Genomic DNA, 24,947 nt, shown 5'->3' with positions numbered 1-24,947 from the left:
ACCATGGATGCGCTTACATAAACTATTATTTTATTTTTTTTTAATCCTTACTTTTTGTGTTAATGCGCAAAGTAACTACAAGTTAACAGATAAAATTAAATCCCAAAAAATAGAGTTTGAGTTAATTAATAATATAATTCTTATTCCTGTAGAAGTTAACGGTATTACTTTAAAATTTCTGCTTGATACAGGTGTTAGCAAACCAATTCTTTTCAATTTTATAAAAGGCTCAGACTCGTTAAAAATTTTAAATTCAGAAAAAATTAAAATTAAGGGACTTGGAGATGGAGACTATATTGACGCTTTAAGATCTAGTCATAATACTTTTAAAATTGGAGACGCCATAAATACTGATCAAACATTGTTTGCAGTATTTGATTCCAGAATTAATTTGGCTCCTAAGTTAGGTACACCAATAGATGGTATTATTGGCTATGATTTGTTTAAGGATTTTGTTGTGGAGGTTAATTATTCTGGTAGATATATTAGGTTACACAATCCTGAACATTATAAGTATAAAAGGTGCAATAGATGTGAAGTTTTAGATTTAGAATTTAAAGATAATAGGCCTTACTTAAATACTAACGTAACTATTAAAGATAAATTAGTTCCAGTAAAACTACTTATGGATTCTGGAGGTAGTGATGCCTTGTGGTTATTTGAGGATAAAGATAAAGGCTTGCAGCATAGCGATAAATATTTTGAAGATTTTTTAGGTTCTGGACTTAGTGGAGACGTTTTTGGTAAAAGAACTAAGATAGAAGCGCTAAACTTAAATCGTTTTACTATTAAATATCCTAAAGTTGCTTTTCCTGATTCTGTAACTGTGAAGGCAGTTAAAAAATTTAAAGATAGAGATGGGACTATTGGTGGAGAAATTTTAAAGCGATTTAATCTAATTGTAGATTATTCAAACTCTAAAATTACTCTTAAAAAAAATAGTACTTTTCATGATGCGTTTAGCTATAATAAAAGTGGTTTGCAAGTAGAGCACGATGGTGTAAGAGTGGTCATGGAGATTAATGTTGAAGAAAACAGTGCTCATATTAGAAGTGAACAGTCCAATTCCATTGCAGTTAATAGTGTAGTAAAGACAAATCGTAATTTTTCATTAAAACCAACATTTATAGTACATAATGTTGTCAAAAACTCTCCTGCTTATTGGGCTGGAGTCAAAAAAGGTGACGTTATTTTAACAATAAATAATAAAATTACTTTTGATTTAACATTAGATCGTATTGTTAATCACTTTTATAAAAAATCAGGGACTCAAATTAGATTGTTAGTCAATAGAAATGGTTACGAAAAAGAAATTAAATTTAGATTAAAATCTCCCATAGAGTAGACCATAAAAAAGCCGAAACATATGTTTCGGCTTTTAAAATATGATTTAAATAGAGGGCTTATTGCTCCATTACACTTTTTCCTTTTTTCTCTAAAACACTAGTTTTAGCAGGATCAATAACTTCTCCTCTTATTTTTAAAGATACTGTTGGTGTGTCAGCATTAGATAAAACAGTAATTGTTTTTCTAATAGGCATAACTCTGTTAGTATCATATTTTACTTCAATTTCTCCAGTTTGTCCAGGCATTACTGGAGCTTCTGGTTTTTTAGGTACTGTGCATCCACAGCTAGAGCTAACTTTAGATACAATTAAAGGTGCATTACCAGTGTTTGTAAACTCAAAAGTTCTTACACCATTATCTCCTCTGTTAATAGTTCCGTAGTCTATAGTCGTATCTTTAAACTCTATTTTTGCTACTTTGTCCTGAGCATTCATCGATAAACTAATAAGTCCGATAAATAATATTGTAAATAATTTTTTCATTGTATTTTGATTTTATTGGTTTGTAAATCTAATTACTTTTATTCCATTTTACAAAGTTATTAGATGTAATGCATACTTGCAAATACTTATAACATATTTAACTATACATTATTCATCGTTATAATTTCACAAAAACAGAAATATAAGTACTTTTGTAAGATATATTTCAAAAACTATTCCAAAGTATGCAAATTCCATCAAAATATAATGCTATAGAAGCAGAAAATAAGTGGTATGACTACTGGATGAAAAATAATTATTTTCATTCAGAACCAGACGACAGAGAGCCTTACACAATTGTAATTCCTCCTCCAAACGTAACAGGAGTCTTACATATGGGACACATGCTTAACAATACTATACAGGATGTTTTAATTCGTCGTGCACGTTTACAAGGTAAAAATGCGTGTTGGGTTCCTGGTACAGATCACGCGTCAATTGCTACTGAAGCTAAAGTTGTTGCTAAATTAAAAGAGCAAGGTATTGACAAAAATGACCTGACAAGAGACCAGTTTTTGGCACATGCTTGGGAATGGACAGAAGAATATGGAGGCGTAATCCTTGAACAACTTAAAAAATTAGGATGTTCTTGCGATTGGGATCGTACCAAATTTACAATGGACGACGACATGTCTGAAGCTGTAATTAAAGTATTTGTGGATCTACACGAAAAAGGATTAATATATAGAGGTTACCGCATGGTAAACTGGGATCCTGAAGCAAAAACAACCTTGTCTGATGAGGAGGTTATCCACGAAGAGCGTCAAGGAAACTTATACTACATAAATTATAAAATTGAAGGAAGTGAGGATACCTTAACTATCGCTACCACACGTCCTGAAACTATATTTGGAGATACAGCAATTTGTATAAATCCAGAAGACGAAAGGTTTGCACACTTACGTGGAAAAAAAGCCATAGTACCAATTTCTAATCGTGTTATTCCTATAATTGAAGATGATTATGTTGATATCGAATTTGGAACAGGTTGCTTAAAAGTAACACCTGCACATGACGAAAACGATAAGAATCTTGGAGATAAGCACAAATTAGAAGTTATTGATATTTTTCATGAAGATGCAACATTAAATAGCTTTGGATTACAATTTGAAGGTCAAGATCGTTTTGTGGCTAGAAAAAATGTGGCTAAAGAATTAGAAACATTGGGTGTTTTAGTAAAGACTGAAACACACATGAATAAAGTAGGAACCTCAGAACGTACAAAAGCAGTTATCGAGCCAAGATTAAGTGACCAGTGGTTCTTAAAAATGGAAGAGTTGGTTAAGCCAGCAATTGAAGCTGTTTTAGGAGAAGAAGCTGAAATTAAATTATTTCCGAAGAAATTTGAAAACACATACCGTCATTGGATGGAGAATATTCGTGATTGGAATATCTCGCGTCAACTACTTTGGGGACAACAAATTCCTGCCTATTTTTATGGAGACGGAAAAGAAGATTTTGTAGTTGCAGAAACTATTGAATTAGCTGTTGAAAAGGCACAAAAAGTAACAGGAAAAGCAGATTTAAAAGCAGAAGATTTAAAACAAGATACAGATGCTTTAGACACTTGGTTTAGCTCTTGGTTATGGCCAATGTCTGTTTTTGATGGAATCCGTAATCCAGAAAATGAAGAAATTAAATATTACTATCCTACTAACGATTTAGTTACAGGACCAGATATTTTATTCTTTTGGGTTGCACGTATGATAATTGCAGGCTATGAGTATAAAGACCAAAAACCATTTAACAATGTCTATTTAACAGGTTTAGTACGTGATAAGCAACGTCGTAAAATGAGTAAGTCCTTAGGGAACTCGCCAGACGCTTTAAAATTAATAGAAGAGTATAGTGCAGATGGTGTTAGAGTTGGGTTACTATTAAGTAGTGCAGCAGGAAACGATTTAATGTTTGATGAAGCCTTATGCCAACAAGGTAAAGGTTTTGGAAACAAAATTTGGAATGCTTTTAACTTAACCAATTTATGGGAAGTTAGTGATACTATTGTGCAACCAGAATCTAGTAAAATAGCTTTAGATTGGTACCAGTCTAAGTTTAGTGAAGCTTTATTAGAAATTGAAGATCACTTTAGTAAATACCGTTTAAGTGATGCTTTAATGGCTATTTATAAGCTAGTTTATGACGATTTTTGTGGATGGTTACTAGAGATTGTAAAACCAGCATATCAACAACCAATTGATGCTGCAACGTATAATAAAGTGATGTCTATTTTTGAGGATAACTTAAAAATATTACATCCATTTATGCCTTTCTTATCGGAAGAAATTTGGCAGTATATTGCTGAAAGAACTCCGGAAGAAGCACTAATTGTTGCAAAATGGCCAGAAGCTAAACCAGTAAACAAAGAGTTAATTGCACAGTTTGAATTTGCTTCAGAGGTTATTTCTGGAATAAGAACCGTTAGAAAAGAAAAGAACATCGCTTTTAAAGATGCGATTGGTTTTTCAGTTATAAATAACGAAAACTCAAATACAGCGTTTGATACTGTAATTGCAAAATTAGGTAATTTAGAAGCTATCGATTATGTAAAAGAACCTGTTGAAGGCGCATTAACCTTTAGAGTAAAATCTAACGAGTACTTTATTCCAATGGATGGTGCAATAGATGTAGAAGCAGAAATTGTTAAGCTAACGGAAGAGTTGAAGTACACAGAAGGTTTTCTTAAATCTGTACAAAAGAAACTATCTAACGAGCGTTTTGTTGCAGGAGCACCAGAGCAAGTAATTGCTAATGAGCGTAACAAAGAAGCAGATGCTTTAGCTAAAATAGAAACATTAAAAAGTAGCTTGGCTAGTTTAAAGTCGTAGCTTAAAATTATATTTATAAGTAAAAAGCCTTTCCGTTTGGGAAGGCTTTTTTTGTTTGTGATTATTTGTTAATTTTTTGAATTATTCATATTTTAATACATGAAATTTAACATTTTGTTTTATTAAAATGTCTATTATTGTTGTTTTAATTAAATTAATGTTAATTTAATCTTCTTTTTTATGCTTAATTTATAATTTTTTGTGATTTAGTGTTTCTAAAGTCTAATATCTTTGATTCAAACCAAAAATATTACTATGAAAAATTTAAAAAATGCCATCGGATTATTGACAATTACAGGACTTCTATTTACGTCTTGTATGGATGATAAAAAAAATAATCAATCTAATATGACTGATTCAGAAACTAGTCAAGACGCTAAATTAGAAGCCAATTCAAAAGCAATGTCTTCAAATTCAGACAAAATGATGATTAATAAAAATGTTTCTGATGGTAATACCACAACAACCAAGTCTGGAGATGTTGTCACTAGATCTATAAATACTAAAGTAAACGCAATGCAGATTAGTGGATGGGATGGATTTAATAAGCTTTCCATTCAAATGAAAAAAATTGAAGATGCAGACTTTAATACTAAATCTGCTGCGATACCTAATATGGGATCTATAATTGCGTCACTTCAAAGCACAAGACCAGATTGGATGAAAACAGAAGAAATCACTGAAGATATTAAAGACGTTCAAAAGGAATATAACGAATATATTAAGGAACAAAATGGAAAGGAAAAACGTAATGTTAGAAATTTAGAAGAATTAAATGAAGCCTATGACGATTTAGTTGAAGAGATTAATGAAACCTTTGATAAATATGTCAAAATTAATCGTAAAGCTAATGAAGAATATAAAGAAGAGATTATGGATGATGGTGATGTAGATGATGCTAGAGAAGAGTATAATGAAGAAATAAAAAAGCTAAATAAAGTAGCTGACGATAAATAATAAAGCTTAAATTATTACAGAAAAAAGCCACGTAAATACGTGGTTTTTTTGTGTTTATAATTTTGGAGGTGTGGTTAAAACCACAATCATCGATGTAAAATACGCTTTATCGAAATCTATGTTAAACATAGTCTTAATTGCTTTAAGTAGGTTTTTTGTTTTTATACTTTAGCAGTCCCTAAATATTAATAGCATGTTTCAAAGTTCCTTTAAAGTAGTAATGCTTGTAGCATTATTTTTGCCCATTTATTTGTTTTCTCAATCTGGTCCTGGTGGTGTTGGTAATTCAACAACTCAAGTGTTATGGTTAAAACCAGATGGTTTTTCTGTAGCAGATGGAACTGTTTTGGATACTTGGGATGATACTTCAGGTAATGCAAACTCATTAACACAGCCTGACGCAACATTTAGACCAATAGTTAAAACTAATATTGTTAATAGTTATGACGTTGTTAGATTTGAAGCTGGTAATAGACGTCTAAGAAAAACTGATTTTACAAGCTTTCCTACCACGCAAGTTAGTGCATTTTATATAAACAAAACAACAGATTCTAGTGATGGTGTTTTATCTTATGCTTCAACAAGTCATAATAATAATTTTCTTTTTTTTAATAGTTCTAATTTAAGTTTTTACCGAAACGGAAACACAAGTATGAATATTACTGCCAACGATGGGAATTGGCATATGGTAGATATGAGTTGGATGAATTCAGGTGTAGGAATGAAAACTTATTTTGATGGAAAACTAAAGCGAACTTTTAATTATGTTCCAGGATCGACAATTACGCCTGGAGGTAGCTTGTCTTTAGCGGGAGAACAAGATGCAGTGGATGCTAATTATGATGCAGCCCAATCTCATCAAGGTGATTTCTCAGAAGTGATTTTGTTCAACGTTGCTATCAACGCTGCAGAAAGAGTTATTATCCAAAACTATCTAACAGCAAAGTATGGATTGACTTTAGAGAGCACTGTAGATTATTATACTCAAGATAACGCTGTAAATGGTAACTTCGATTTTGACGTTGCTGGAATTGGTCAAGCTGACGATGGAAGTAATCATACAGATTCTAAAGGAACAGGAATTGTAACCATTAATTCGCCTTCAGCCTTATCAAACGGAGACTATTTGTTTTGGGGAGAAGAAACTAAAGATCCTGTATATACATTGGTAAGTGAAACCACTACTTATACAAATCAGTTAAACTCTAAATGGCGTGTTAGTAAGGTTGGAGATTTAGGTACAGTTTCTGTGTCTTTTGATATTTCAAGTATCGCTAGTAGCATTCAATGTAATACATTACAATTAGTAGTAGATAATGATAGTAATTTTGGAAGTCCGTCAATATTTAATTTAGTAGTTTCAGGTAATACAGCAACAGCAACAGGCGTGTCTTTTGCAGATGGAGATTATTTTACACTTAGAAATATAGATTCGATTGTTTGGGATGGAACGACATACTTTAATGGGTCTGGAGTATTAAATGCACCAAATAATACAGATTCATGCCTTAAGTTAATTGTTAAGTCCGGAAGTACTGCCTTTTTAACCGAAGATGCTTTTGTTAGAGACGTTGAGGTACAATCAGGAGCAACATTACAAGTTGAAGATGGTATTTTATTAGAAGTAGAAAAGGGTATTGTAAATCAAGGTACTATAGAGTTGCTAGGCGACGCACAACTTATTCAAAAACATACAGGAACAAGTTTAAACTCTGGTTCTGGTGATTTAAAAATTAGACAACAAGGTTCTTATAATTTATATAATTATAATTATTGGAGTGCTCCAGTTAATAGAGGTGGAGATTGGCAAGTAAGTTTCTTAGAAACCGAAGCTGGTCCTGTAGGTTTTACATCAGGTTATGATGCTAATCCTTTGGCTTCGCCAGGAGAAATTAGTAGTTATTGGTTGCATACTTTTAATAATTTAATTGATAATTATTATGGATGGAATCACATTTCAACAACCACACCACTTAGCCCAACAACGGGTTATATAATGAAAGGATCTGGTAATGTGTCACCATCTCCATTCCCATCTGTGGATCAAAATTATGTATTTAGAGGCACAGCTAATGATGGCGATTACAATGTGTCAGCCTTAGGTGGAAATCAAATTTTAATAGGAAACCCTTATCCATCAGCAATTGATGCTGACCAGTTTATTACAGATAATTTATCAGTACTTGACGGAACTTTATATTTTTATGAACATTTTGAATCTAACAATTCTCATATTTTAGCCAATTATAAAGGTGGTTATGCAACTTACAACTTGTTAACGTCTATAGGTAGTCCTGCTCCTCCAACAAATGGTGGTACAACAACCAAAGGTGCTCCAACAAGTAATGTAGCTGTAGCGCAAGGCTTTTTTGTAAAGATTGCCAATTCTGGAACCATAACCTTTAATAATAATCAGCGTATTTTTGCTAAAGAGTCTGCAGGTGAAACTACTTTTTTTAGATCTGCTCAGGCAACTTTAGCGGATAACCGTATTAAATTTTGGCTTAAGTTTAAAGATAATAATGATAACGAGTCTACTATTGCTTTAGGTTATGATACTAACGCTAGTACAGATTTTGATAAAGGTTACGATAGTAAAATGTTTAACGATTTACCTAATGATTTATATTGGGTTATTTCTGATCAAAGATTAAGTATTCAAGGTCTAAATACTTTTGATGTTTCAGATGAGATTCCTTTAGGAATTGATATTTCAAATTCAGGTAATTTTACTTTTGAAATTAGTGAAACTTTGAACTTTCCAACAAATCAGAAAATCTATTTAAAAGATAATCAAACTAATACGTTATACGATATTAAATCTAATCCTGTAACATTAAATTTAGTGTCAGGTGTTGATGAGTCTAGATTCTCTATTGTATATCAATCATCAGAAACTTTATCTACCGAAGATTTTATAACTACACAGTCTTTAGTATACTTTGATAGTTCTAAAAATGCTTTAGTATTTAAAGATATTGAAAACCTGAATAGTATTAAAAATATAAATGTATTTAACCTATTAGGTCAAAATGTTAAAACTATAAATTCTATTGAATCTCAGGAAGTTGAATTGTCAAATATAAACTCAGGAGTATATATTGCTAAAATCACAAAGGCTAATGGACAGTTGGTTAATCTTAAATTTATTAAACGTTAATGTCTAATAAAACTAAGTATTCTATATTAACAGCATTAGTAATTATAGCATCGTATGGTGTAAATAATTATTTAGATTCCAAAGATAAAATAGACACTGTAATACAAGGTACAACAGTAAAAAACAATACAAACGAGTACTTTTTACCAACAAGCACGACAGGACAAATTATACACCATAATGGTTATAGTTTAAGTTATAGCGAGCCACATGAACAAGCAGAATGGGTAGCTTACGAGCTGAAAAAATCTCATTTAAGTAATGCGGATTATAAACGTCCTTATTTTGAAGTGGATCATGCTGTAAAAACAGGTGCTGCACATTGGCGTAATTATAAAAAGTCAGGTTACGATCGTGGACACCTTTGTCCAGCAGGAGACAGAAAATATAGCCAAGAAGCACATGATGAAACTTTTTTGACTAGTAATATCGCTCCTCAAAATCACGATTTTAATGCAGGAGTTTGGAATAGATTAGAACAAAAAACACGTTATTGGGCTAGTAAGTACGATGGTGTTTTTGTAGTTACAGGAGGTGTTTTAGAAAATGGATTAAAAACAATAGGAGAGGAAGAGGTGTCAATTCCTAATCAGTTTTATAAAGTATTAATTGACAATAATAATGGAACTACTAAAGTGATTGCTTTTTTATTACCACACATGGAGTCTGAACAACCTTTATATAAATTTGTAACCTCTGTAGATCATATAGAACAATTAACTGGTATTGATTTCTTTTCAGAATTAGATGATGCTATTGAAGATAGGCTAGAAGCATCAAGCAGTTATAAAGGATGGAGCTTTTAAAATAATTTTTGTTTTACACCTTTCCATCTTAGATCTCTAACAAACCGTCCTTCAGCCTTAGTAATTAAGCGTTCAGGTTTATTACTTGTGGCTTTTAAATACCCAACAATATAATCTTTAAAGTATCTAAAGCTTTTCTTTTTTACACTCATTTTTAAAGCAGTAATTAACGTCAGTGTAAAACCATAACGCATTTTATACATGGCTTCGCCTTGCAGGTGTTTTGCACCTTTATTGTAGCTAGCTCCTGTGGGTTTTAAATGCTTAACATGTAAATTTTCATCTAAGACAATAGACCAGTTGTTATACTTTGCTAGAAGCTCGTCAATGGTATCCCAACCCATAGATTTTTTTAATTGTCCTATGGCTTCAAAACAATGTTTTCGGTAGGCTTTAAGTGCTCCTCTTATGTGATCTTTACCAGTAATAGATTCTAAAACCCAATCGTTATTTTTTTCAATATAACAATAGCCAGCAACCATCCCAATAGATGCATCTTTATTAAAATGAAAGGCTAATGTTTCTAAATAATTTAAAGGAAAAATTAAATCGGCATCAAATTTACAAATCACATCATAATTTTTATTTGCGACCTCATAGCCTTTATAAAAGGCATTAATTATTTTAGTGCCTGGCAAGTGTTGGTTTGATGAGGTAGCATTAACTAAAGTGATGCAATCGTGTTGTTTCTGAAAATCTTTTACAATAGTTTTTGTGTTATCTGTAGAATTATCATTAACCACTACAATTTGCTTGGGCAGCAATGTCTGACTAACTAAAGATTGCAGTGTTAATCCAATTGATGAAGCTTCGTTATGTGCAGGAATGATTATACTGAAATTCAAGGTTTAGTAGTTAAAATTCAAAGTTAAATGATTTTAATTTAATGAAAAGATTGCTTCACTATATTCGTAAGGACTAGATTTGTTTAAGTTCTTTCAGCATAAATAATATAATATCTAGGTGTAAACCATCTTAAAATAGGTCTGATTCCAATTTTTTTGGTGGGATTAGTCCATTTTTGTCTGTCAATAATTTTCCAACCTGTTTTTTCTAATAACCAATCTAATTGCCAATCTTCAAACTCGTGATAATGTCTATCCCAAGGATCTGTTTTGCTTCGGTAAGCCGAAGAAAACCATAATTTAAGTGGTACGCTAATTACTAATTTGTCCGCTTTTATACTTTGTAAAACAGTAAAGGGGTTTAATAAATGTTCAAAAATTTCAAAAGCTGTAACTACTGTGGTTTCAGAGTTTTTGATACTTGAAACATCAAAATCTAAATCTTCACCTTTAGTGTTTTCAACATTGTAATTATTGTCTTTTAATATTTTAGTAAAAGGGTTTTCTACTCCTAAGTCTAAAATTGTTTCAGATTTAGAAATATGTTTTTCTAAAAATTGATACGTTAGTTTAAAGCGTTTATGCGGAAAAGTTTGTTCGTACACAAAAAAAATGATTTAGTTTTATAATAAAATGCAGACGTTTTATTGTTTGTAAACTATAGCATTAATATTCATACCAGCACCAACACTAGCAAAAAGTATAACATCACCTTTATTAATCTCTTGGTCTTTTAGTTTACCTTTTAAAATTAAATCGTACAAAGTAGGTACAGTTGCTACACTAGAATTACCTAAAGTGTTAATACTCATTGGCATAATGCCTTCTGGCATTTTCATGTCGTGTAGCTTGTAAAAACGTTTTACGATAGCTTCGTCCATTTTTTCGTTAGCTTGATGTATCAATATTTTTTTAACATCATTTATATTGTAGCCACTTTTTTCTAAACATGATTTTAAAGCTAAAGGCACGTTGGTTAAAGCGAATTCGTAAATTTTACGACCATACATTTTAATGTATCTACGTTGACTTGTAGATTCTAAATTATTGGTTTCTCCAAAAAAGATAAAATGAGCTTCATCTAACGCATAAGTAGCGGACTCGTGTGCAATAATTCCACTATTGTCATTGGTTTCTTCGACAATTACAGCTCCAGAGCCATCACTATAAATCATGGAGTCTCTGTCATGTTTATCTACAACGCGAGATAATGTTTCCGTACCAATAACTAAACAGCGTTTTGCTATTCCTGATTTAATAAAAGCATTGGCTTGTATGACACCTTCTATCCAACCTGGACATCCAAATAGTAGGTCGTAACCCACACATTTAGGATTTTTAATTTGTAATAAATGTTTTACGCGTGAGGCTATACTAGGGACAGTGTCACTTTGTTCTGTATTGTGTTTTATGTCACCATAATTGTGGGCAACAATAATATAGTCTAAAGTTTCTTTGTCGATTTTAGCATCAGCAATTGCTTTTTCGGCTGCATAAAATGCAATGTCAGAGTTTAATAATTCTGATTTTATGTAGCGTCTTTCTTCAATACCTGTAATGGCTTTGAATTTATCAACGATAACTTCATTTGTGCTATTTATTTTAGAACCATCAGCATTTAAAAACTCATGATTATAAAAATCTTCATTTTTTTCAATAGTACTTGGAATGTAACTTCCTGTTCCAATAATCTTAATATTCATAAAAAAAGGATTGCCTTTAATTGTTTAACTGCTAAGATAAGCAGTAAAAAACTAAAGGCAATTTTATTGGTTAATTATTTACGATGTCCAACGTTTAGTTAGCATCCATATAAGCTTCAATTGGAGCACAAGTACATATTAAATTACGGTCTCCATAAGCATCGTCCACACGACGTACAGAAGGCCAAAACTTATTGTCTACCACGTAATCCAAAGGATAAGCAGCTTTCTCACGAGTGTATGGTAATAACCATTCGTCACTTGTTAACATAGCTAATGTATGAGGTGCATTTTTTAAAGGATTATTATCGTCATCCTTAGTTGCAGCATCAATTTCTTTTCTAATAGAAATCATAGCGTCACAAAAACGATCCATTTCTGCTTTACTTTCACTTTCTGTAGGTTCAATCATCATAGTTCCTGCAACTGGAAAAGATACTGTTGGAGCATGAAAACCATAGTCCATTAAACGTTTTGCAATATCCACAACCTCAATACCATGCTCTTTAAATGGACGACAATCTATAATCATCTCATGAGCAGCACGACCTTGTTCTCCGGAGTATAAAGTTTCAAAAGCACCTTGTAATCTGTGTTTGATATAATTAGCGTTAAGTATCGCTATTTCGGTTGATTTTTTCAATCCTTCAGCACCTAACATTTTTATGTAACCATAAGATATTAAACATGCTAAAGCAGATCCAAAAGGCGCAGCAGAAATAGCAGTTATAGCTTGGTCTCCACCAGTTTTTACAACAGGGTTACCAGGTAAAAATGGCACTAATTGTTTAGCAACACAAATTGGTCCAACACCAGGTCCACCACCACCATGAGGAATAGCAAAGGTTTTGTGTAAGTTTAAGTGACAAACGTCTGCGCCAATATTTCCAGGATTAGTTAATCCAACCTGAGCATTCATGTTGGCTCCATCCATATAGACTTGACCACCATTATCGTGTATTAGTTGTGTAATAGCTTTAATTCCAGACTCATAAACACCATGAGTAGATGGGTAAGTTACCATTAAAGCAGCTAGATTGTCTTTATGCAATTCTGCTTTTTCGCGTAAATCCTCTACATCAATATTACCATCTTCATCAGCTTTAGTAACCACAACTTTCATTCCAGCCATTACTGCACTTGCAGGATTGGTTCCGTGAGCAGAACTTGGTATTAAACAGATGTTTCTGTGATGATCGTTTCTAGATTCGTGATACGCTCTAATAACCATTAATCCAGCATACTCACCTTGAGCTCCAGAGTTAGGTTGTAAAGAGGTACCTGCAAAACCAGTGATTTCAGTTAATTGATCTTCTAATGCTTTTAACATTTGTTGGTAACCTTCAGCTTGATCTAAAGGAACAAATGGATGGATGCTTCCCCAATTTGGAGAACTTAATGGTAACATCTCTGAAGCAGCATTAAGCTTCATTGTGCAAGATCCAAGAGAAATCATAGAGTGGTTTAAGGCTAAATCCTTGCGCTCTAAACCTTTTATGTAACGCATTAATTCGGTTTCAGAATGATGCGTGTTAAATACGTCTAAAGTTAAAAACTCAGATTGACGTTGTATGCTGTTTTGTATATTGTTTGCTTCTGTAAAACTATCGATTATTATAGTCGGCTTTGTTTCCGCTTCAGCGAAAATTGCTATAATTTGATTGATATCTTTAACAGAAGTTGTCTCGTTGATTGAGATTGTAACTGTATTGTGATTAGGATAATAGAAGTTAACCTCGTGCTTTTCTGCAATTGTTTTTACAGCTGAAGCATTAGCCTTAACCTGAAGCGTATCAAAAAATGAAGTATTTAATTGCTCAACACCCATTTTAGTTAAGGCATTGGCTAATGTTGACGTTGCATTATGTACTTGATTTGCAATAAAAGTTAACCCTTTTGGTCCATGATACACAGCATACATACCAGCCATAACTGCTAATAATACTTGTGCTGTACAAATGTTAGAGGTTGCTTTGTCACGTTTAATGTGTTGCTCTCTAGTTTGTAAAGCCATACGCAAAGCTCTGTTACCATTTGCATCTTTAGTTACACCAATAATACGCCCAGGAATATCACGTTTGTAAGCTTCTTTAGTCGCAAAATAAGCTGCATGTGGTCCTCCATAACCCATTGGGATACCAAAGCGTTGTGTAGTACCAACGACAACATCTGCACCAAATTTACCAGGAGCTTCTAATTTTACTAAGCTTAAAATGTCTGCAGCAACTGCTACTTTAATGTTATTTGCGTTAGCTTTTTCTATAAAGGTTTTGATGTCTGTAATTTGTCCATCTTTACCTGGATACTGTAGTATTGCTCCAAAAAAGTCTGTAGAAAAATCAAACGTAGTTTCATCACCTATTACTAACTCTACACCAATTGGAGTAGCACGTGTTTGTAATAAAGATAGGGTTTGAGGTAAAATAGTATCGCTAACAAAAAATTTAGAAACACCAGCTTTTTTCTGATCACGTTCTCTAACAGCAAATAGTAAGCTCATTGCTTCTGCAGCAGCAGTACTTTCGTCTAATAAAGACGCGTTTGCTAACTCCATTCCAGTTAGGTCAGTAACCATAGTTTGGAAATTTAGTAATGCTTCTAAACGACCTTGAGCAATCTCGGCTTGGTAAGGCGTGTAAGCAGTATACCAACCTGGATTTTCTAGTATGTTACGTTGTATAACAGCAGGTAGAATAGTTGGATGGTATCCTAAACCAATATACGTTTTGTAAGTTTTGTTAAGTTTTGACAGGTTATTAATATGATTTGAATACTCATATTCTGTCATAGCTTCATCTAGCTGTAAGTCTTTTTCAAGACGAATTGGAGCAGGAACAGTCTCAGATATTAATTGTTCAATGGTATCTGCGTTTACTGTTTGAAGCATTAGTTTTTGATCATTTTCTCTTGGACCAATGTGACGTAATGCGAATGCGTTTGTGTTCATTTGTGTTGTGTTGTTATTAACCTTTTTACAAGGTTTGAGAAAAAATATAGTTGTTTTTTAATGTTTGCAAAATTAACGAAAACTAATAGTAAAATTTTGTTAAAAATTGAAAGTTTTCAACTAATCGGCTGCTTTATTAACAGATTAATTATTTTTGTCTAATGAAGGTCCTAAAACAGCTTTTAGATTTTTACATAAATAGTAGCATTCATGTTGCTTTAGCAGTCTATGCGTTAAGTTGGATTACTTTAAAAAAGCTGAACATAAATTATGACGCTACCATCCTTTATTTTAATTTTTTTGCCACTATAACAGGTTATAATTTTGTAAAATATTTTGGTATTGCTAAATGGCACCATCGTAGTTTGGCTAATTGGTTAAAAGTTATACAACTGTTCTCTTTTATATGCTTTAGTTTGATGTTGTATTTTGGGTTGCAATTACAACAAAACACTGTCTTGTTAATTGGTGGTTTTGGTGTTGTTACATTTTTGTACGCCATACCTTTTTTACCAAAAAAATGGTATTTAGATACGCAACAAAACTTAAGGGATATAAGTGGTTTAAAGGTGTATGTTATTGCTTTGGTCTGGAGTGGTGTTACGGTAGTCTTACCACTATTAGATAGCAATGGAGTATTTAATCAAGATGCTATTATTACAATTTGTCAAAATTTTATTTTGGTTATAGCATTAATGCTGCCTTTTGAAATAAGAGATTTAAGCTATGATAGTTTAAAGTTGGCTACCATACCACAAAAAATAGGTGTAAAACGCACGAAGTTATTAGGTTTTGCTTTTGTTTTAATTTTCTATTTTTCAGAATTTTTTAAGGACAGTATCTCTGTTTTGGGATTGCTACTGCAAGGTGTTGTAGGTGTAATTTTATGCTTGTTTATCTACTTTGCTAATCAAAATAGAAACACCTATTATACATCGTTTTGGGTAGAAGCCTTACCCATATTTTGGATGTTATTTATGCTTCTGTAATTCTTTGTCAAAAGAAGATTTAAGTTCTTTTTTTTCGGTTACCGATAATGGGTTTCCTTTTATGCTATTTATTAAATGCGTTAACTTGGTATTGTTTTTAGAGTGATGTCTACAAACCGCACACATAAATGTGTGAAATTTAAACTTCACTTTTTCTAAAATACTAGCTTCGTGATACTGAGCTTTATCGCAGATATGACTTGATTCCTCACAAGAAATCATAAATTTTTTCATAAACATAATTAAAACCAATTTTTTTCTAAACAACCTGCCATAGCAGTTCTTGCTCTGTGGATTATTACCCAAAGATTAGACGCAGTTATTTCTAATTCATTACAAATTGTTTCGGTTTCATAATTTAAAATGGTTTTCATTTCAAATATTTGAGCTTGTTTTTTTGGTAATTTAGACAGGCAATCATCAATTGCGCTGGCTAATTCAGTATTTTCAATTTGGTCTTCTGCAGTTTTATCAAAAGGATCTGCAACGCGCTCTTCTAACCAATCACCTTCTGTTTCGCTGTCAGAATTGTAAGACATTCTAACTTCAGCTTTACCTTTATTAGAATTAGATTTACGGTAATGGTCAATGACTTTTCTTTTTAAAATAGATACTAGCCAAGTACGCTCACTAGCTTCTCCTTTAAAGTTTTTCATGCTTTTTAGACCAGCTAGAAAAGTGTCAGAAACTAAGTCTTGCGCTATTGCTCTGTCATTTACACGTGTAATGGTGTAATTAAAGAGGTAGTCGCTGTATAAATCTATCCATTTATTAGGATTAATTGTGTGATCTGACATGTTTAAGATTTCTTTTTCGTGCTAAAAATACTAAAATTACAATTAAGTAATTACGTTTTTTTACATCTAAATAATGGAATACCTAAAACTTTGATATGTAAACTGGATAGCAAAGGGTTGAAAGAACCTTTTTAATAGTTAGTTTTTAAGGTGAGGAATAGTCAAAATGAATAATATTAGCTTTACTCCAAAACATGTATTCTTCTTTTGCCTGATTTTAAAAATCTACTATTCTAACTTATTTTGCTATGCATTTTTGGCTGTGCTAAAAGTGATAGTTTTATTATAATTGCCTTTTTAATTTTAAAATGTATTGACTATTCTGTGGTATTATATTTTGAAATAAAATGTGTTATTGCTAAATGAAATCCAGCCAATATGATAGCCATTAATGACCAAATAAAAAAGATTAGTAATTGATTTAATACTATTATTTTGATGACAATTAATGCAATTACGACGCTAAGCAAATAGATAAAACTTGATATTTTAATTGACTTAGGTAGTTGTTTAAAATTAATTCCAATTTTTATACTTATATTAATTTGAATAATGCCTAATATGGGTAATGCTATTAATGCTCCATAAATAGTAAAGCTAATCAAAACACAAATTATAAACGCCCAACTATTAATAGTATATAGATTTTTCATTGTAATTAGTTTATAATTGTCTGTAGGTTTAAGATAAATAGCCATGTGTAAATTATTGCAAAGCTTACAAATAGTGTATTCATAAAATAACTTCCTATTTTAAAAATTATTTTCTGAGGAATTTGATACATAGGGTAATATGCAATTTGAGTGGCCACTTTACCTACCCAATACATGCCTATTAAAGTGGTTAGTGCTAATGCTAAGTGACTTCCGTTTTTTAAATCTGTAGGTATTAGTATTGCAATCAATCCAAAACAAAAATTTAATCCCTGTATATAACGACCATAAGTTTTTGCTATTTCTTGATTTAATGGTTTAAGTTGTTTAACATCATTATACCAATCAAATACTTGGTGTCTTATATATGGATAAATTAATGCTGTAAATATTTGACCACATCCACCAAGTATTATTAACCAATTAGGAATTTGATATTTCATAGTTCAGTTTTTTTAAGATTATTTAATATCCATGTAAAATAATATGCAAGACTCATTGGCATTATGATTATAAGTAAAATAAATAGGAATAATCCATTTAAATCTTTTACGATTAACCAACCTAAACCATAACACAGTGTTAAAATCCAATACAGTATAATATGCTTTTGTTGTTTATTATTATACTGTTTCCACAGAAAAAGGATGCCTAACGCACTTATTAATTGAACAGCACCAAGTAATATTTGAGCGTATAATCCTAGATAAAGAGTTAAGTATAAAATGGTAGTAGCAATGACTAGAAATTTGTTGATGTTAAATACTGTTTTCATAATTATTAAGTGTTTAAAACTTTCAATAATTATTGAAAGTTAATTTCAAATTTTTTTATTTAAATAGTTTAAGTAAAGATTTAGTAATCCAGTTTTGTTTTTGATTTACTAATTTATTTATCATTACGTCCATAGTTTCTGTTAATTCGTGAAGTGCTTTTGTCTGTTTGATTAGCTCTTTAGTTTTTGCAGTGCCATCATCTTTAATGCTTGAAACTTCATCTAAAACTTTGACAACAGGTTTAATTTCTCTTCTGCTACGTTCCACAGCAACAATCCTAGCTAATTCTTGTACATCTTTTTCAGTAGTAAAAAACTCTTTACGTTCTCCAGCTACTAATGTTTTGGTTACAATTCCCCAATCCATTAATTGTCTTAAATTCATACTAGTATTTCCTCTAGAGATTTTAAGATCTTCCATAATCTCTTCCATAGATAATGGTTTGGTAGAAATAAAAAGAAGTGCTTGTATTTGCGCCATTGCTTTATTAATTCCCCAAAGAGAGCCTAAACTTCCCCATGTGCTAATAAATTTATCTTTTGCTTCTTGATATTCCATGACACAAATATATTAATAATTTTCAAACTTTCAATAATTATTGAAAGTTTATTTTTTAAACCAAAAAAAAGCCATTCTTAAACGTAGTCAAGAATGGCAGATTTTAAATTGTGATAACTAAATTACTTTATTAGTCCTGCGCGTTTTAATAGTGCCTCAGGTTTAGGTTCTTGACCTCTAAAGCGTTTGTATAACACCATTGGGTTATCTGTACCACCTTGAGATAACACATTGTCTTTAAATTTTGTTGCTACTTCTTTATTAAATATACCTTTTTCTTTAAAGTAGTCAAACGCATCTGCATCTAAGACTTCTGCCCATTTGTAGCTATAATATCCAGAGGAGTAACCACCTTGAAAAATATGTGCAAAAGCAGTACTCATACAATTCTGTTTAACATCAGGATACAGGTTTGTGTCTTTAAAAGTTTTGTTTTCATGTTGTTTAACATTAGTAATATCTGTTGGGTTTATACCATGCCAACTCATGTCTAATAAACCAAAACTTAGTTGTCTAAGGGTTTGCATTCCTTCTTGAAATGTGGCGCTTTCTTTAATTTTTTGGACTAAATCCATTGGAATGATTTCTCCAGTTTGGTAATGTTTAGCAAATAATTCTAAAGCTTCTTTCTCATAACACCAGTTTTCTAAAACTTGGCTAGGTAACTCTACAAAATCCCAAAACACACTTGTACCAGATAAACTTGGGTAAGTTGTGTTAGCTAACATACCATGTAATCCATGACCAAACTCGTGAAATAATGTAGTAATTTCATTAAATGTTAGTAATGACGGTTTGCTTTTAGTTGGTTTTGTAAAGTTGCATACGTTAGATATTTGTGGTCTTTGGTTTATGCCATCTTTAATAAATTGTGGTTTAAAGGATGTCATCCATGCGCCATTTCTTTTTCCTGCTCTAGGGAAAAAATCAGCATAAAATATGGAGACTAATTGATTGTTTTCATCTAAAACTTCATAGGTCATAACATCTTCATGGTACTTATCTATTGTATCAATTTTTTTAAACTGAAGTCCAAATAATTTATTTGCAACTTGAAAGGCACCATCAATAACATTTTCTAATTTAAAGTAAGGTTTAAGTTGCTCGTCATCTAAATTAAATAGTTTTTGTTTTAATTTTTCAGAATAGTAAGCGGAATCCCATTTTTCTAATCGATCTAAGTTATCAAGTTCTTTTGCAAAATCTTCTAATTCTGCAAACTCACGTAAAGCAGCAGGTTTTGCTTTAACTAATAAGTCTTCTAAAAAGGTATTTACTTTTTCCGGTGTTTGAGCCATGCGTTCTTCTAAAACAAAATGTGCATGTGTGTCATAACCTAATAAATTAGCACGTTCAAAACGCAGTCTAGCAATGTCTAAAACGTTTTGTTGGTTATCTAATTTGTCATTATTAAATCCTTTGGCTCCAAAAGCTAGCGCTAATTTTTTACGTAATGCTCTATTATCTGCATACGTCATAAATGGTATATAACTTGGGTAATCTAAAGTTATTAAATAACCCGCTTTGTTTTTAGACTCAGCTAATTGTTTTGCAGCTTCAATTGCACCTTCTGGTAATCCTGATAAATCAGCTTCATTGGTGATTAACATTTCAAAAGCATTAGTTTCTGCTAAAATATTTTCTCCAAATTTTAATTTTAAACTAGCTAATTGTTTGTCAATAGCTCTTAGTTTTTGCTTTTTATCTTCAGGAAGATTTGCTCCATTTCTAGAAAAGCTTTTATATTTTTTATCTAATAATGTAGTCTGTTCTATATTTAAATCAAGACTATCTTTATTGTCGTAAACGTGTTTTACTTTTTTAAATAACGCTTCGTTTAATGTTATATCATTACCAAACTCGGTTAAAATAGGAGAGATGTCTTGTGCTATTTTTTGAAGGTCATCATTAGTCTCTGCCGAGTTAAGATTAAAAAATATACTGGTTACACGGTCTAGTTGTTGTCCAGAAAACTCTAAAGCTTCGATTGTGTTTTTAAAAGTAGGAGCGTCAGTAGTGTTTATAATTGTCTCTATCTCTAATTTAGTATCCTCAATTAGTTTTAAAATGGCAGGTTTAAAGTCCTCATTTTTTATAGATTGAAAAGGTGGAGTGTTAAATTTTGTGCTAAAATTGTTTAAAAGTGTATTCATTATAACGTTATAGTAAAATTTTTGATGTTAAAATTAATATTTTTATTGCATATTAATTATTTAAATGATTATTTTTGCAAATGATTTTTTCCCGTGAGTTGGTTACTCACATAAAAATTATTGATTAATAGCGATAAAAAGCCTCAGACATGTCTGAGGCTTTTTTTTTATATCTTGTTATTTAACGATTTATTAAGACTCTTTAACTAATATTCTAAAATAATACAAAATGTTGGTTGGTTTTGTAAGAAAACATACTTTTTTGCAACTGTTTTTTGGATATGAGTATACATTCTCATAAATAGAAAATAATAGCGATGGAAGCCTCAGACTTATGTTTGGGGCTTTTTTTTATTATAAACTATTGTTAAACCGATAAAACTGTTGTTTGTCGAAACCTCTAATTTTCTTGGCTGTTAATTGTACATATAGAGGCTTAAGTTGCAACTTTGACATAAGTTTTTTTGATGTGAGAATATATGTCCACATATAGAAAGATTAATAGCGATTGAAAACCCCAACCTAGTTGGGGTTTTCTGTTTTTGACTATTTAATATCTTTTGAAGCTTGCTCTACTTTTACTTTTAAAGCTTCTTTGTAAGCTATAATTTTATCCAATACTGATGCATCAGATGCACCAATAATTTGTGCAGCTAATATTCCTGCGTTTTTTGCTCCATTTAATGCAACAGTAGCAACAGGAACACCTCCTGGCATTTGTAGTATGGATAATACCGAGTCCCATCCATCTATAGAATTACTACTTTTTACTGGCACTCCAATAATTGGTAATGGACTTAAAGAGGCTACCATACCTGGTAAATGTGCTGCACCACCTGCACCAGCAATAATGACGCTAATGCCTCTTTTATGAGCGTTTTTACTAAAATCAAATAGTTTTTCTGGTGTACGATGTGCTGATACAATATCAACTTCTATATCTATTTTAAATTCTTTTAATATATCAATAGCGTCTTGCATGACTGGCATATCACTATTGCTTCCCATTATTACTGCTACTTTGCTCATAAATTGTGTTGTTTCAAAATTTAGTTGTTTTGCAAAAGTACGTTTTTTAGTACTTTAAATTAATGTCAAATTTATGATTATTTCCGCTTCTTAATCATTTACAAAAAGAGTGTCTACTATTCATGACATATAACATGCATTTCACGACATTTATTTTTATACACCTTGATTTTATTGCAGTTTTGGATTGCTATTAATCAATAATAATAAAACCCTTTACTTGATTTCTGGTATTGGGTTTTATTTAAAATAGTTAAAAATCTGATTCTAAAATTTCTTTTAGAAATCGCCAAAACCAAATGTCACACCATAATTAAATCTAACACACTACAATAAATAACTATCAACCTTAAAACAAGAAAAATGAAAAAAATAATTTTAATAGGATTAACGCTTTTTACTATTACAGCTGCAATTGGACAAGAACCTACAATGGAGCAAACACTTAGTTATTTAAATGCTAATATAACCGACTTGCCTTGTATGAGTGATTGGAAGTATAAAAACATAGCTTATAATGAGTCTAAAAATGCTATTGAAATATTTTTTGATGTTGAAAATGGTGTCTTAAAATATTCTGTCAATATGAATAAAGAGTATACGATAACTGACCATAAAGAAAAAAATTATGTTAAAGTGAAATTTAAAACAGAATCTATCACTTGTGTAGGTTCTGATGATGAAACTTTTTATAGAAATTACTTTTTATTTAGTAGCGCTATTCCTAAAACTGTAAGAGCAGTAAAGCATTTATTAAAATTAGGATATGCTAATAGAGATACAACCTTTGATGATATTAAATTTTAGGAAGATGAAAGAGCTAAAAATACTAAATCTAATATCATTTATTTTCTTTTATGGTGCTTTTGCTTTTGCGCAAGACAATAATAATACACCTATCGAAAATGTAAAATTATATAAAATACCACTTACCAATACTGTTGTTTCTACATATGAAAAACTGTTACTTTTTAAAGTTTCAGAATATGATTTTGGTAAAAACTCTAACGGTATTGCTATACAACCTCAATTGTTAAATGAAAATATTAATAAAATATTTAATACAGTTGTACTTGCTAATTCGGATGTAGCTTCAAATGGATCTGCTATAGGTTACCAAAAAAATGACTCTAAAGAAACAGTGTCTGTTAATAGTATTTCTAAAATAAGTGCATCATATAGTCATTTCTTAAAAGTAGGTATTCATGCAAAGGGATCATCATCTCCATTTAACTTGTATGATGATAATACTTGGAGTAGTGGTGTTGGTGCAACCTTGGGTTACATTTATAAGCGTCAAAACTCTTCGACTTCTTATATTGATAATGAAGCAGAAAAAGTTAGCTTAAAGCGATTAAAATTTGTTGATTCTTTAATAAAGATTAAGATATCCTATGCTAAAAAATTAGAATCAATTGAATCTTTAATTAGTGAATTAGATAAAAGTAAAGCAACTTATTATCACAAAAAAGATAGTTTAAATGCTATTAAAAATGAAATAGAGACATTTAATTCTGTGTTTAAAAATGTGAATCCAAATTTTACTTTAACGGATTACTACAATAAGTTACTTTATAATCCAGACGTTTTACCTGATACTGTATTTATTTTGGAAAACCAAAGAGCTTTAAACGAGTTAGAAAAATCAGGAAGTACTGCGTTTAATAAAGCTATAGATTATATTATTGAAGAGTTAACAGCTTTTGATAAAAAACATGACATTACTTATGGTTATTCATTGCATTGGTTTGATGGAGATTTTACTTTAACTAATGCAACCTATAAGTTTGAAGAAGCTAATATCGATAATACATTATATGTAGCCTTAAATGATAGTTTAAAGTTTGATAAATCTCAAAATAAATTAAAACTCTCTACACAGATTAATTATAATTTTACTAAAAAAAGTAGGAGAAATTTAATGTTTTTTAAAGCGGGAACAGCATTGCATAGTGGATCATTTTTAAGTTCTAATTTATTAAACGGAACACCTAAAATAGATGAAAACCAAAATGTAATTGATGAAAGTAATAGTGAAGAGAACACGTTAAAAGGTGATTTTAATGCAATAGATAAAACACTTACTTATGGAAGTTTTAGTGCTTATGGAGCTATGTTTTTTGGATCAAACCAAAAGTTTGGAATAAATTTAAATCTTAGCCATAATTACTTAATAAATAAACCCGAAAATGTTTTTTATAAAAACAATTTTACAGCTTTAGTAGGACCAATTTTTAAAGCGACAGGAAAAGAAGGTAAAGGTGTTGTACTAGGTATTGATATCGGTTTTGACAATGCTATTTACAATACTAAAATAAACAACGATTTTACCGCCAGATTACGCGTTGGAATACCTTTTGAAATATACACAAAATCAAAATAATTAACTATGAAAACTATTAAACTATTTGCAACATTATTTATACTTACTTTAAGTTTTGCTAGCATCGCACAATCTAAGCAAGAGACAGGTAGTGCCATGTTTCCGTGGACTGACAGTCAAAAAGAAATTACAGCGTTTTACGGAATGAAAATATATGTTAAGGATAATACAGAATACTTATTTATTACAGATGCTATCAAATTATGTAATAGTGTTGAAAAATCTGATTCTTTTAAGTTTAATGAAGATTTTGAAGCTTACATAGAAGCTAATTATGCAGGTACAATTAAAGGCGCTAATAAGTTTGTCAATTATGGTGGTTTAAGCGGTTTTACACACATGTGTTATTTTTTTAATAAAAAAAATGATACAGCTTCAGAAAATTATAGTGATGCTAAACGTGGTATAACAAATGCTATGGCAGTGTTTAATAACACAAATCATAACAACAGAGAAAAGAAAATTATAAAAATAAGTCATTTAGATTTTGACTTTAATCTGCCTTGTTATTAATAAAGCATAGTACTAATTGGGTTA

Annotated in this window: 22 protein-coding genes; 9 read left to right on the top strand and 13 right to left on the bottom strand. The window is 31.0% G+C overall.

All coding sequences use genetic code 11. The annotated features are described in order from the left end of the window. Positions 1–7 precede the first annotated feature (7 nt). Complete coding sequence (locus B2989_RS14825; RefSeq protein WP_292949992.1) at positions 8–1,345, top strand: aspartyl protease family protein; 1,338 nt, start codon at positions 8–10, stop codon at positions 1,343–1,345. 58 nt (positions 1,346–1,403) lie between these two features. Here B2989_RS14825 and B2989_RS14820 read toward each other — a convergent pair whose 3' ends face one another. After that, positions 1,404–1,829, bottom strand: a complete 426-nt coding sequence (locus B2989_RS14820) for a DUF1573 domain-containing protein (RefSeq protein ID WP_292949990.1) — start codon at positions 1,827–1,829, stop codon at positions 1,404–1,406. A 185-nt stretch (positions 1,830–2,014) separates the two neighbouring features. Between B2989_RS14820 and B2989_RS14815 the strand changes: the two genes are divergently transcribed. The 4 genes from B2989_RS14815 (at position 2,015) to B2989_RS14800 (ending at position 9,577) form a co-directional block, all read left to right on the top strand. Next, positions 2,015–4,654 carry a valine--tRNA ligase gene (locus B2989_RS14815; protein ID WP_292949988.1) on the top strand — a complete coding sequence of 880 codons (2,640 nt, stop codon included), beginning with the start codon at positions 2,015–2,017 and terminating at the stop codon, positions 4,652–4,654. A gap of 255 nt (positions 4,655–4,909) precedes the next feature. Beyond that, positions 4,910–5,611, top strand: coding sequence for a hypothetical protein (locus tag B2989_RS14810; protein WP_292949986.1), 702 nt, complete (start codon positions 4,910–4,912; stop codon positions 5,609–5,611). Between the two features lie 193 nt (positions 5,612–5,804). Then, positions 5,805–8,771, top strand: coding sequence for a T9SS type A sorting domain-containing protein (locus tag B2989_RS14805; RefSeq protein WP_292949984.1), 2,967 nt, complete (start codon positions 5,805–5,807; stop codon positions 8,769–8,771). After that, a complete protein-coding gene (locus B2989_RS14800; protein ID WP_292949982.1) occupies positions 8,771–9,577 on the top strand; it encodes a DNA/RNA non-specific endonuclease in 807 nt (268 codons plus the stop codon). Before B2989_RS14805 ends, B2989_RS14800 begins: the two co-directional genes overlap by 1 nt. Here the strand turns inward: B2989_RS14800 and B2989_RS14795 are convergent. The 4 genes from B2989_RS14795 to gcvP form a co-directional block, all read right to left on the bottom strand. Further along, entirely contained in the window at positions 9,574–10,422 is an 849-nt protein-coding gene (locus B2989_RS14795) for a glycosyltransferase family 2 protein (protein WP_292949980.1), read from the bottom strand. The two genes, B2989_RS14800 and B2989_RS14795, sit on opposite strands and share 4 nt — an antisense overlap. 83 nt (positions 10,423–10,505) lie before the next feature. Further along, entirely contained in the window at positions 10,506–11,027 is a 522-nt protein-coding gene (locus B2989_RS14790) for a methyltransferase (RefSeq protein ID WP_292949978.1), read from the bottom strand. 39 nt (positions 11,028–11,066) lie between these two features. Then, the gene (locus tag B2989_RS14785) at positions 11,067–12,125 is read right to left on the bottom strand and encodes a 3-oxoacyl-ACP synthase III family protein (protein WP_292949976.1); all 1,059 of its coding nucleotides are present in this window, start codon (positions 12,123–12,125) and stop codon (positions 11,067–11,069) included. Positions 12,126–12,219: 94 nt separating this feature from the next. Then, positions 12,220–15,072: an aminomethyl-transferring glycine dehydrogenase gene (gcvP, locus tag B2989_RS14780; RefSeq protein ID WP_292949974.1), complete on the bottom strand. Its 2,853-nt coding sequence runs from the start codon at positions 15,070–15,072 to the stop codon at positions 12,220–12,222. Positions 15,073–15,233: 161 nt separating this feature from the next. Between gcvP and B2989_RS14775 the strand changes: the two genes are divergently transcribed. Further along, positions 15,234–16,061 (top strand): hypothetical protein, encoded by an 828-nt coding sequence (locus B2989_RS14775; RefSeq protein WP_292949972.1) that lies wholly within the window; start codon positions 15,234–15,236, stop codon positions 16,059–16,061. Here the strand turns inward: B2989_RS14775 and B2989_RS14770 are convergent. The 8 genes from B2989_RS14770 to purE all read right to left on the bottom strand — a co-directional run bounded on the left by B2989_RS14770 (position 16,044) and on the right by purE (position 22,027). Continuing rightward, complete coding sequence (locus B2989_RS14770) at positions 16,044–16,295, bottom strand: hypothetical protein (protein WP_292949970.1); 252 nt, start codon at positions 16,293–16,295, stop codon at positions 16,044–16,046. The two genes, B2989_RS14775 and B2989_RS14770, sit on opposite strands and share 18 nt — an antisense overlap. An 8-nt stretch (positions 16,296–16,303) precedes the next feature. Continuing rightward, entirely contained in the window at positions 16,304–16,858 is a 555-nt protein-coding gene (locus B2989_RS14765) for a sigma-70 family RNA polymerase sigma factor (RefSeq protein WP_145002810.1), read from the bottom strand. A gap of 317 nt (positions 16,859–17,175) precedes the next feature. After that, on the bottom strand, positions 17,176–17,511 hold the full coding sequence (locus tag B2989_RS14760) for a hypothetical protein (RefSeq protein WP_292949967.1): 336 nt from the start codon (positions 17,509–17,511) through the stop codon (positions 17,176–17,178). 5 nt (positions 17,512–17,516) lie between these two features. Further along, positions 17,517–17,954 (bottom strand): hypothetical protein, encoded by a 438-nt coding sequence (locus B2989_RS14755; RefSeq protein WP_292949965.1) that lies wholly within the window; start codon positions 17,952–17,954, stop codon positions 17,517–17,519. Further along, positions 17,951–18,286, bottom strand: a complete 336-nt coding sequence (locus B2989_RS14750) for a hypothetical protein (RefSeq protein ID WP_292949963.1) — start codon at positions 18,284–18,286, stop codon at positions 17,951–17,953. The genes B2989_RS14755 and B2989_RS14750 overlap by 4 nt, the downstream gene beginning before the upstream one ends. Before the next feature lie 55 nt (positions 18,287–18,341). Then, positions 18,342–18,845 (bottom strand): GbsR/MarR family transcriptional regulator, encoded by a 504-nt coding sequence (locus tag B2989_RS14745; RefSeq protein WP_028283705.1) that lies wholly within the window; start codon positions 18,843–18,845, stop codon positions 18,342–18,344. 122 nt (positions 18,846–18,967) lie between these two features. Further along, positions 18,968–20,998, bottom strand: coding sequence for a M3 family metallopeptidase (locus B2989_RS14740; protein ID WP_292949960.1), 2,031 nt, complete (start codon positions 20,996–20,998; stop codon positions 18,968–18,970). A 546-nt stretch (positions 20,999–21,544) separates the two neighbouring features. Then, positions 21,545–22,027 (bottom strand): 5-(carboxyamino)imidazole ribonucleotide mutase, encoded by a 483-nt coding sequence (gene purE, locus B2989_RS14735; protein ID WP_145002798.1) that lies wholly within the window; start codon positions 22,025–22,027, stop codon positions 21,545–21,547. Between the two features lie 363 nt (positions 22,028–22,390). On the opposite strand from purE, the gene B2989_RS14730 reads away from it, so the two are divergent. From B2989_RS14730 to B2989_RS14720, 3 genes are read left to right on the top strand one after another with little or no spacing between them, the layout of a single operon-like run. Beyond that, positions 22,391–22,834, top strand: a complete 444-nt coding sequence (locus B2989_RS14730; RefSeq protein ID WP_292949957.1) for a hypothetical protein — start codon at positions 22,391–22,393, stop codon at positions 22,832–22,834. Positions 22,835–22,838: 4 nt separating this feature from the next. Next, positions 22,839–24,410, top strand: coding sequence for a hypothetical protein (locus tag B2989_RS14725; RefSeq protein WP_292949955.1), 1,572 nt, complete (start codon positions 22,839–22,841; stop codon positions 24,408–24,410). A 6-nt stretch (positions 24,411–24,416) separates the two neighbouring features. Then, entirely contained in the window at positions 24,417–24,923 is a 507-nt protein-coding gene (locus B2989_RS14720; RefSeq protein WP_292949953.1) for a hypothetical protein, read from the top strand. Positions 24,924–24,947 lie beyond the last annotated feature (24 nt).

The organism is Olleya sp. UBA1516, from assembly GCF_002323495.1.
In the GTDB taxonomy this organism is placed as follows: domain Bacteria; phylum Bacteroidota; class Bacteroidia; order Flavobacteriales; family Flavobacteriaceae; genus Olleya.
This window is presented reverse-complemented; position numbering and strand designations above follow the sequence as displayed.

Excerpts from the sequence above, each read along its gene's own strand:
- B2989_RS14825 (WP_292949992.1), top strand. The coding sequence starts at position 8 with ATGCGCTTACATAAACTATTATTTTATTTTTTTTTAATCCTTACTTTT.
- B2989_RS14820 (WP_292949990.1), bottom strand. The coding sequence starts at position 1,829 with ATGAAAAAATTATTTACAATATTATTTATCGGACTTATTAGTTTATCG.
- B2989_RS14815 (WP_292949988.1), top strand. The coding sequence starts at position 2,015 with ATGCAAATTCCATCAAAATATAATGCTATAGAAGCAGAAAATAAGTGG.
- B2989_RS14810 (WP_292949986.1), top strand. The coding sequence starts at position 4,910 with ATGAAAAATTTAAAAAATGCCATCGGATTATTGACAATTACAGGACTT.
- B2989_RS14805 (WP_292949984.1), top strand. The coding sequence starts at position 5,805 with ATGTTTCAAAGTTCCTTTAAAGTAGTAATGCTTGTAGCATTATTTTTG.
- B2989_RS14800 (WP_292949982.1), top strand. The coding sequence starts at position 8,771 with ATGTCTAATAAAACTAAGTATTCTATATTAACAGCATTAGTAATTATA.
- B2989_RS14785 (WP_292949976.1), bottom strand. The coding sequence starts at position 12,125 with ATGAATATTAAGATTATTGGAACAGGAAGTTACATTCCAAGTACTATT.
- gcvP (WP_292949974.1), bottom strand. The coding sequence starts at position 15,072 with ATGAACACAAACGCATTCGCATTACGTCACATTGGTCCAAGAGAAAAT.
- B2989_RS14775 (WP_292949972.1), top strand. The coding sequence starts at position 15,234 with ATGAAGGTCCTAAAACAGCTTTTAGATTTTTACATAAATAGTAGCATT.
- B2989_RS14770 (WP_292949970.1), bottom strand. The coding sequence starts at position 16,295 with ATGAAAAAATTTATGATTTCTTGTGAGGAATCAAGTCATATCTGCGAT.
- B2989_RS14765 (WP_145002810.1), bottom strand. The coding sequence starts at position 16,858 with ATGTCAGATCACACAATTAATCCTAATAAATGGATAGATTTATACAGC.
- B2989_RS14760 (WP_292949967.1), bottom strand. The coding sequence starts at position 17,511 with ATGAAAAATCTATATACTATTAATAGTTGGGCGTTTATAATTTGTGTT.
- B2989_RS14755 (WP_292949965.1), bottom strand. The coding sequence starts at position 17,954 with ATGAAATATCAAATTCCTAATTGGTTAATAATACTTGGTGGATGTGGT.
- B2989_RS14750 (WP_292949963.1), bottom strand. The coding sequence starts at position 18,286 with ATGAAAACAGTATTTAACATCAACAAATTTCTAGTCATTGCTACTACC.
- B2989_RS14745 (WP_028283705.1), bottom strand. The coding sequence starts at position 18,845 with ATGGAATATCAAGAAGCAAAAGATAAATTTATTAGCACATGGGGAAGT.
- B2989_RS14740 (WP_292949960.1), bottom strand. The coding sequence starts at position 20,998 with ATGAATACACTTTTAAACAATTTTAGCACAAAATTTAACACTCCACCT.
- purE (WP_145002798.1), bottom strand. The coding sequence starts at position 22,027 with ATGAGCAAAGTAGCAGTAATAATGGGAAGCAATAGTGATATGCCAGTC.
- B2989_RS14730 (WP_292949957.1), top strand. The coding sequence starts at position 22,391 with ATGAAAAAAATAATTTTAATAGGATTAACGCTTTTTACTATTACAGCT.
- B2989_RS14725 (WP_292949955.1), top strand. The coding sequence starts at position 22,839 with ATGAAAGAGCTAAAAATACTAAATCTAATATCATTTATTTTCTTTTAT.
- B2989_RS14720 (WP_292949953.1), top strand. The coding sequence starts at position 24,417 with ATGAAAACTATTAAACTATTTGCAACATTATTTATACTTACTTTAAGT.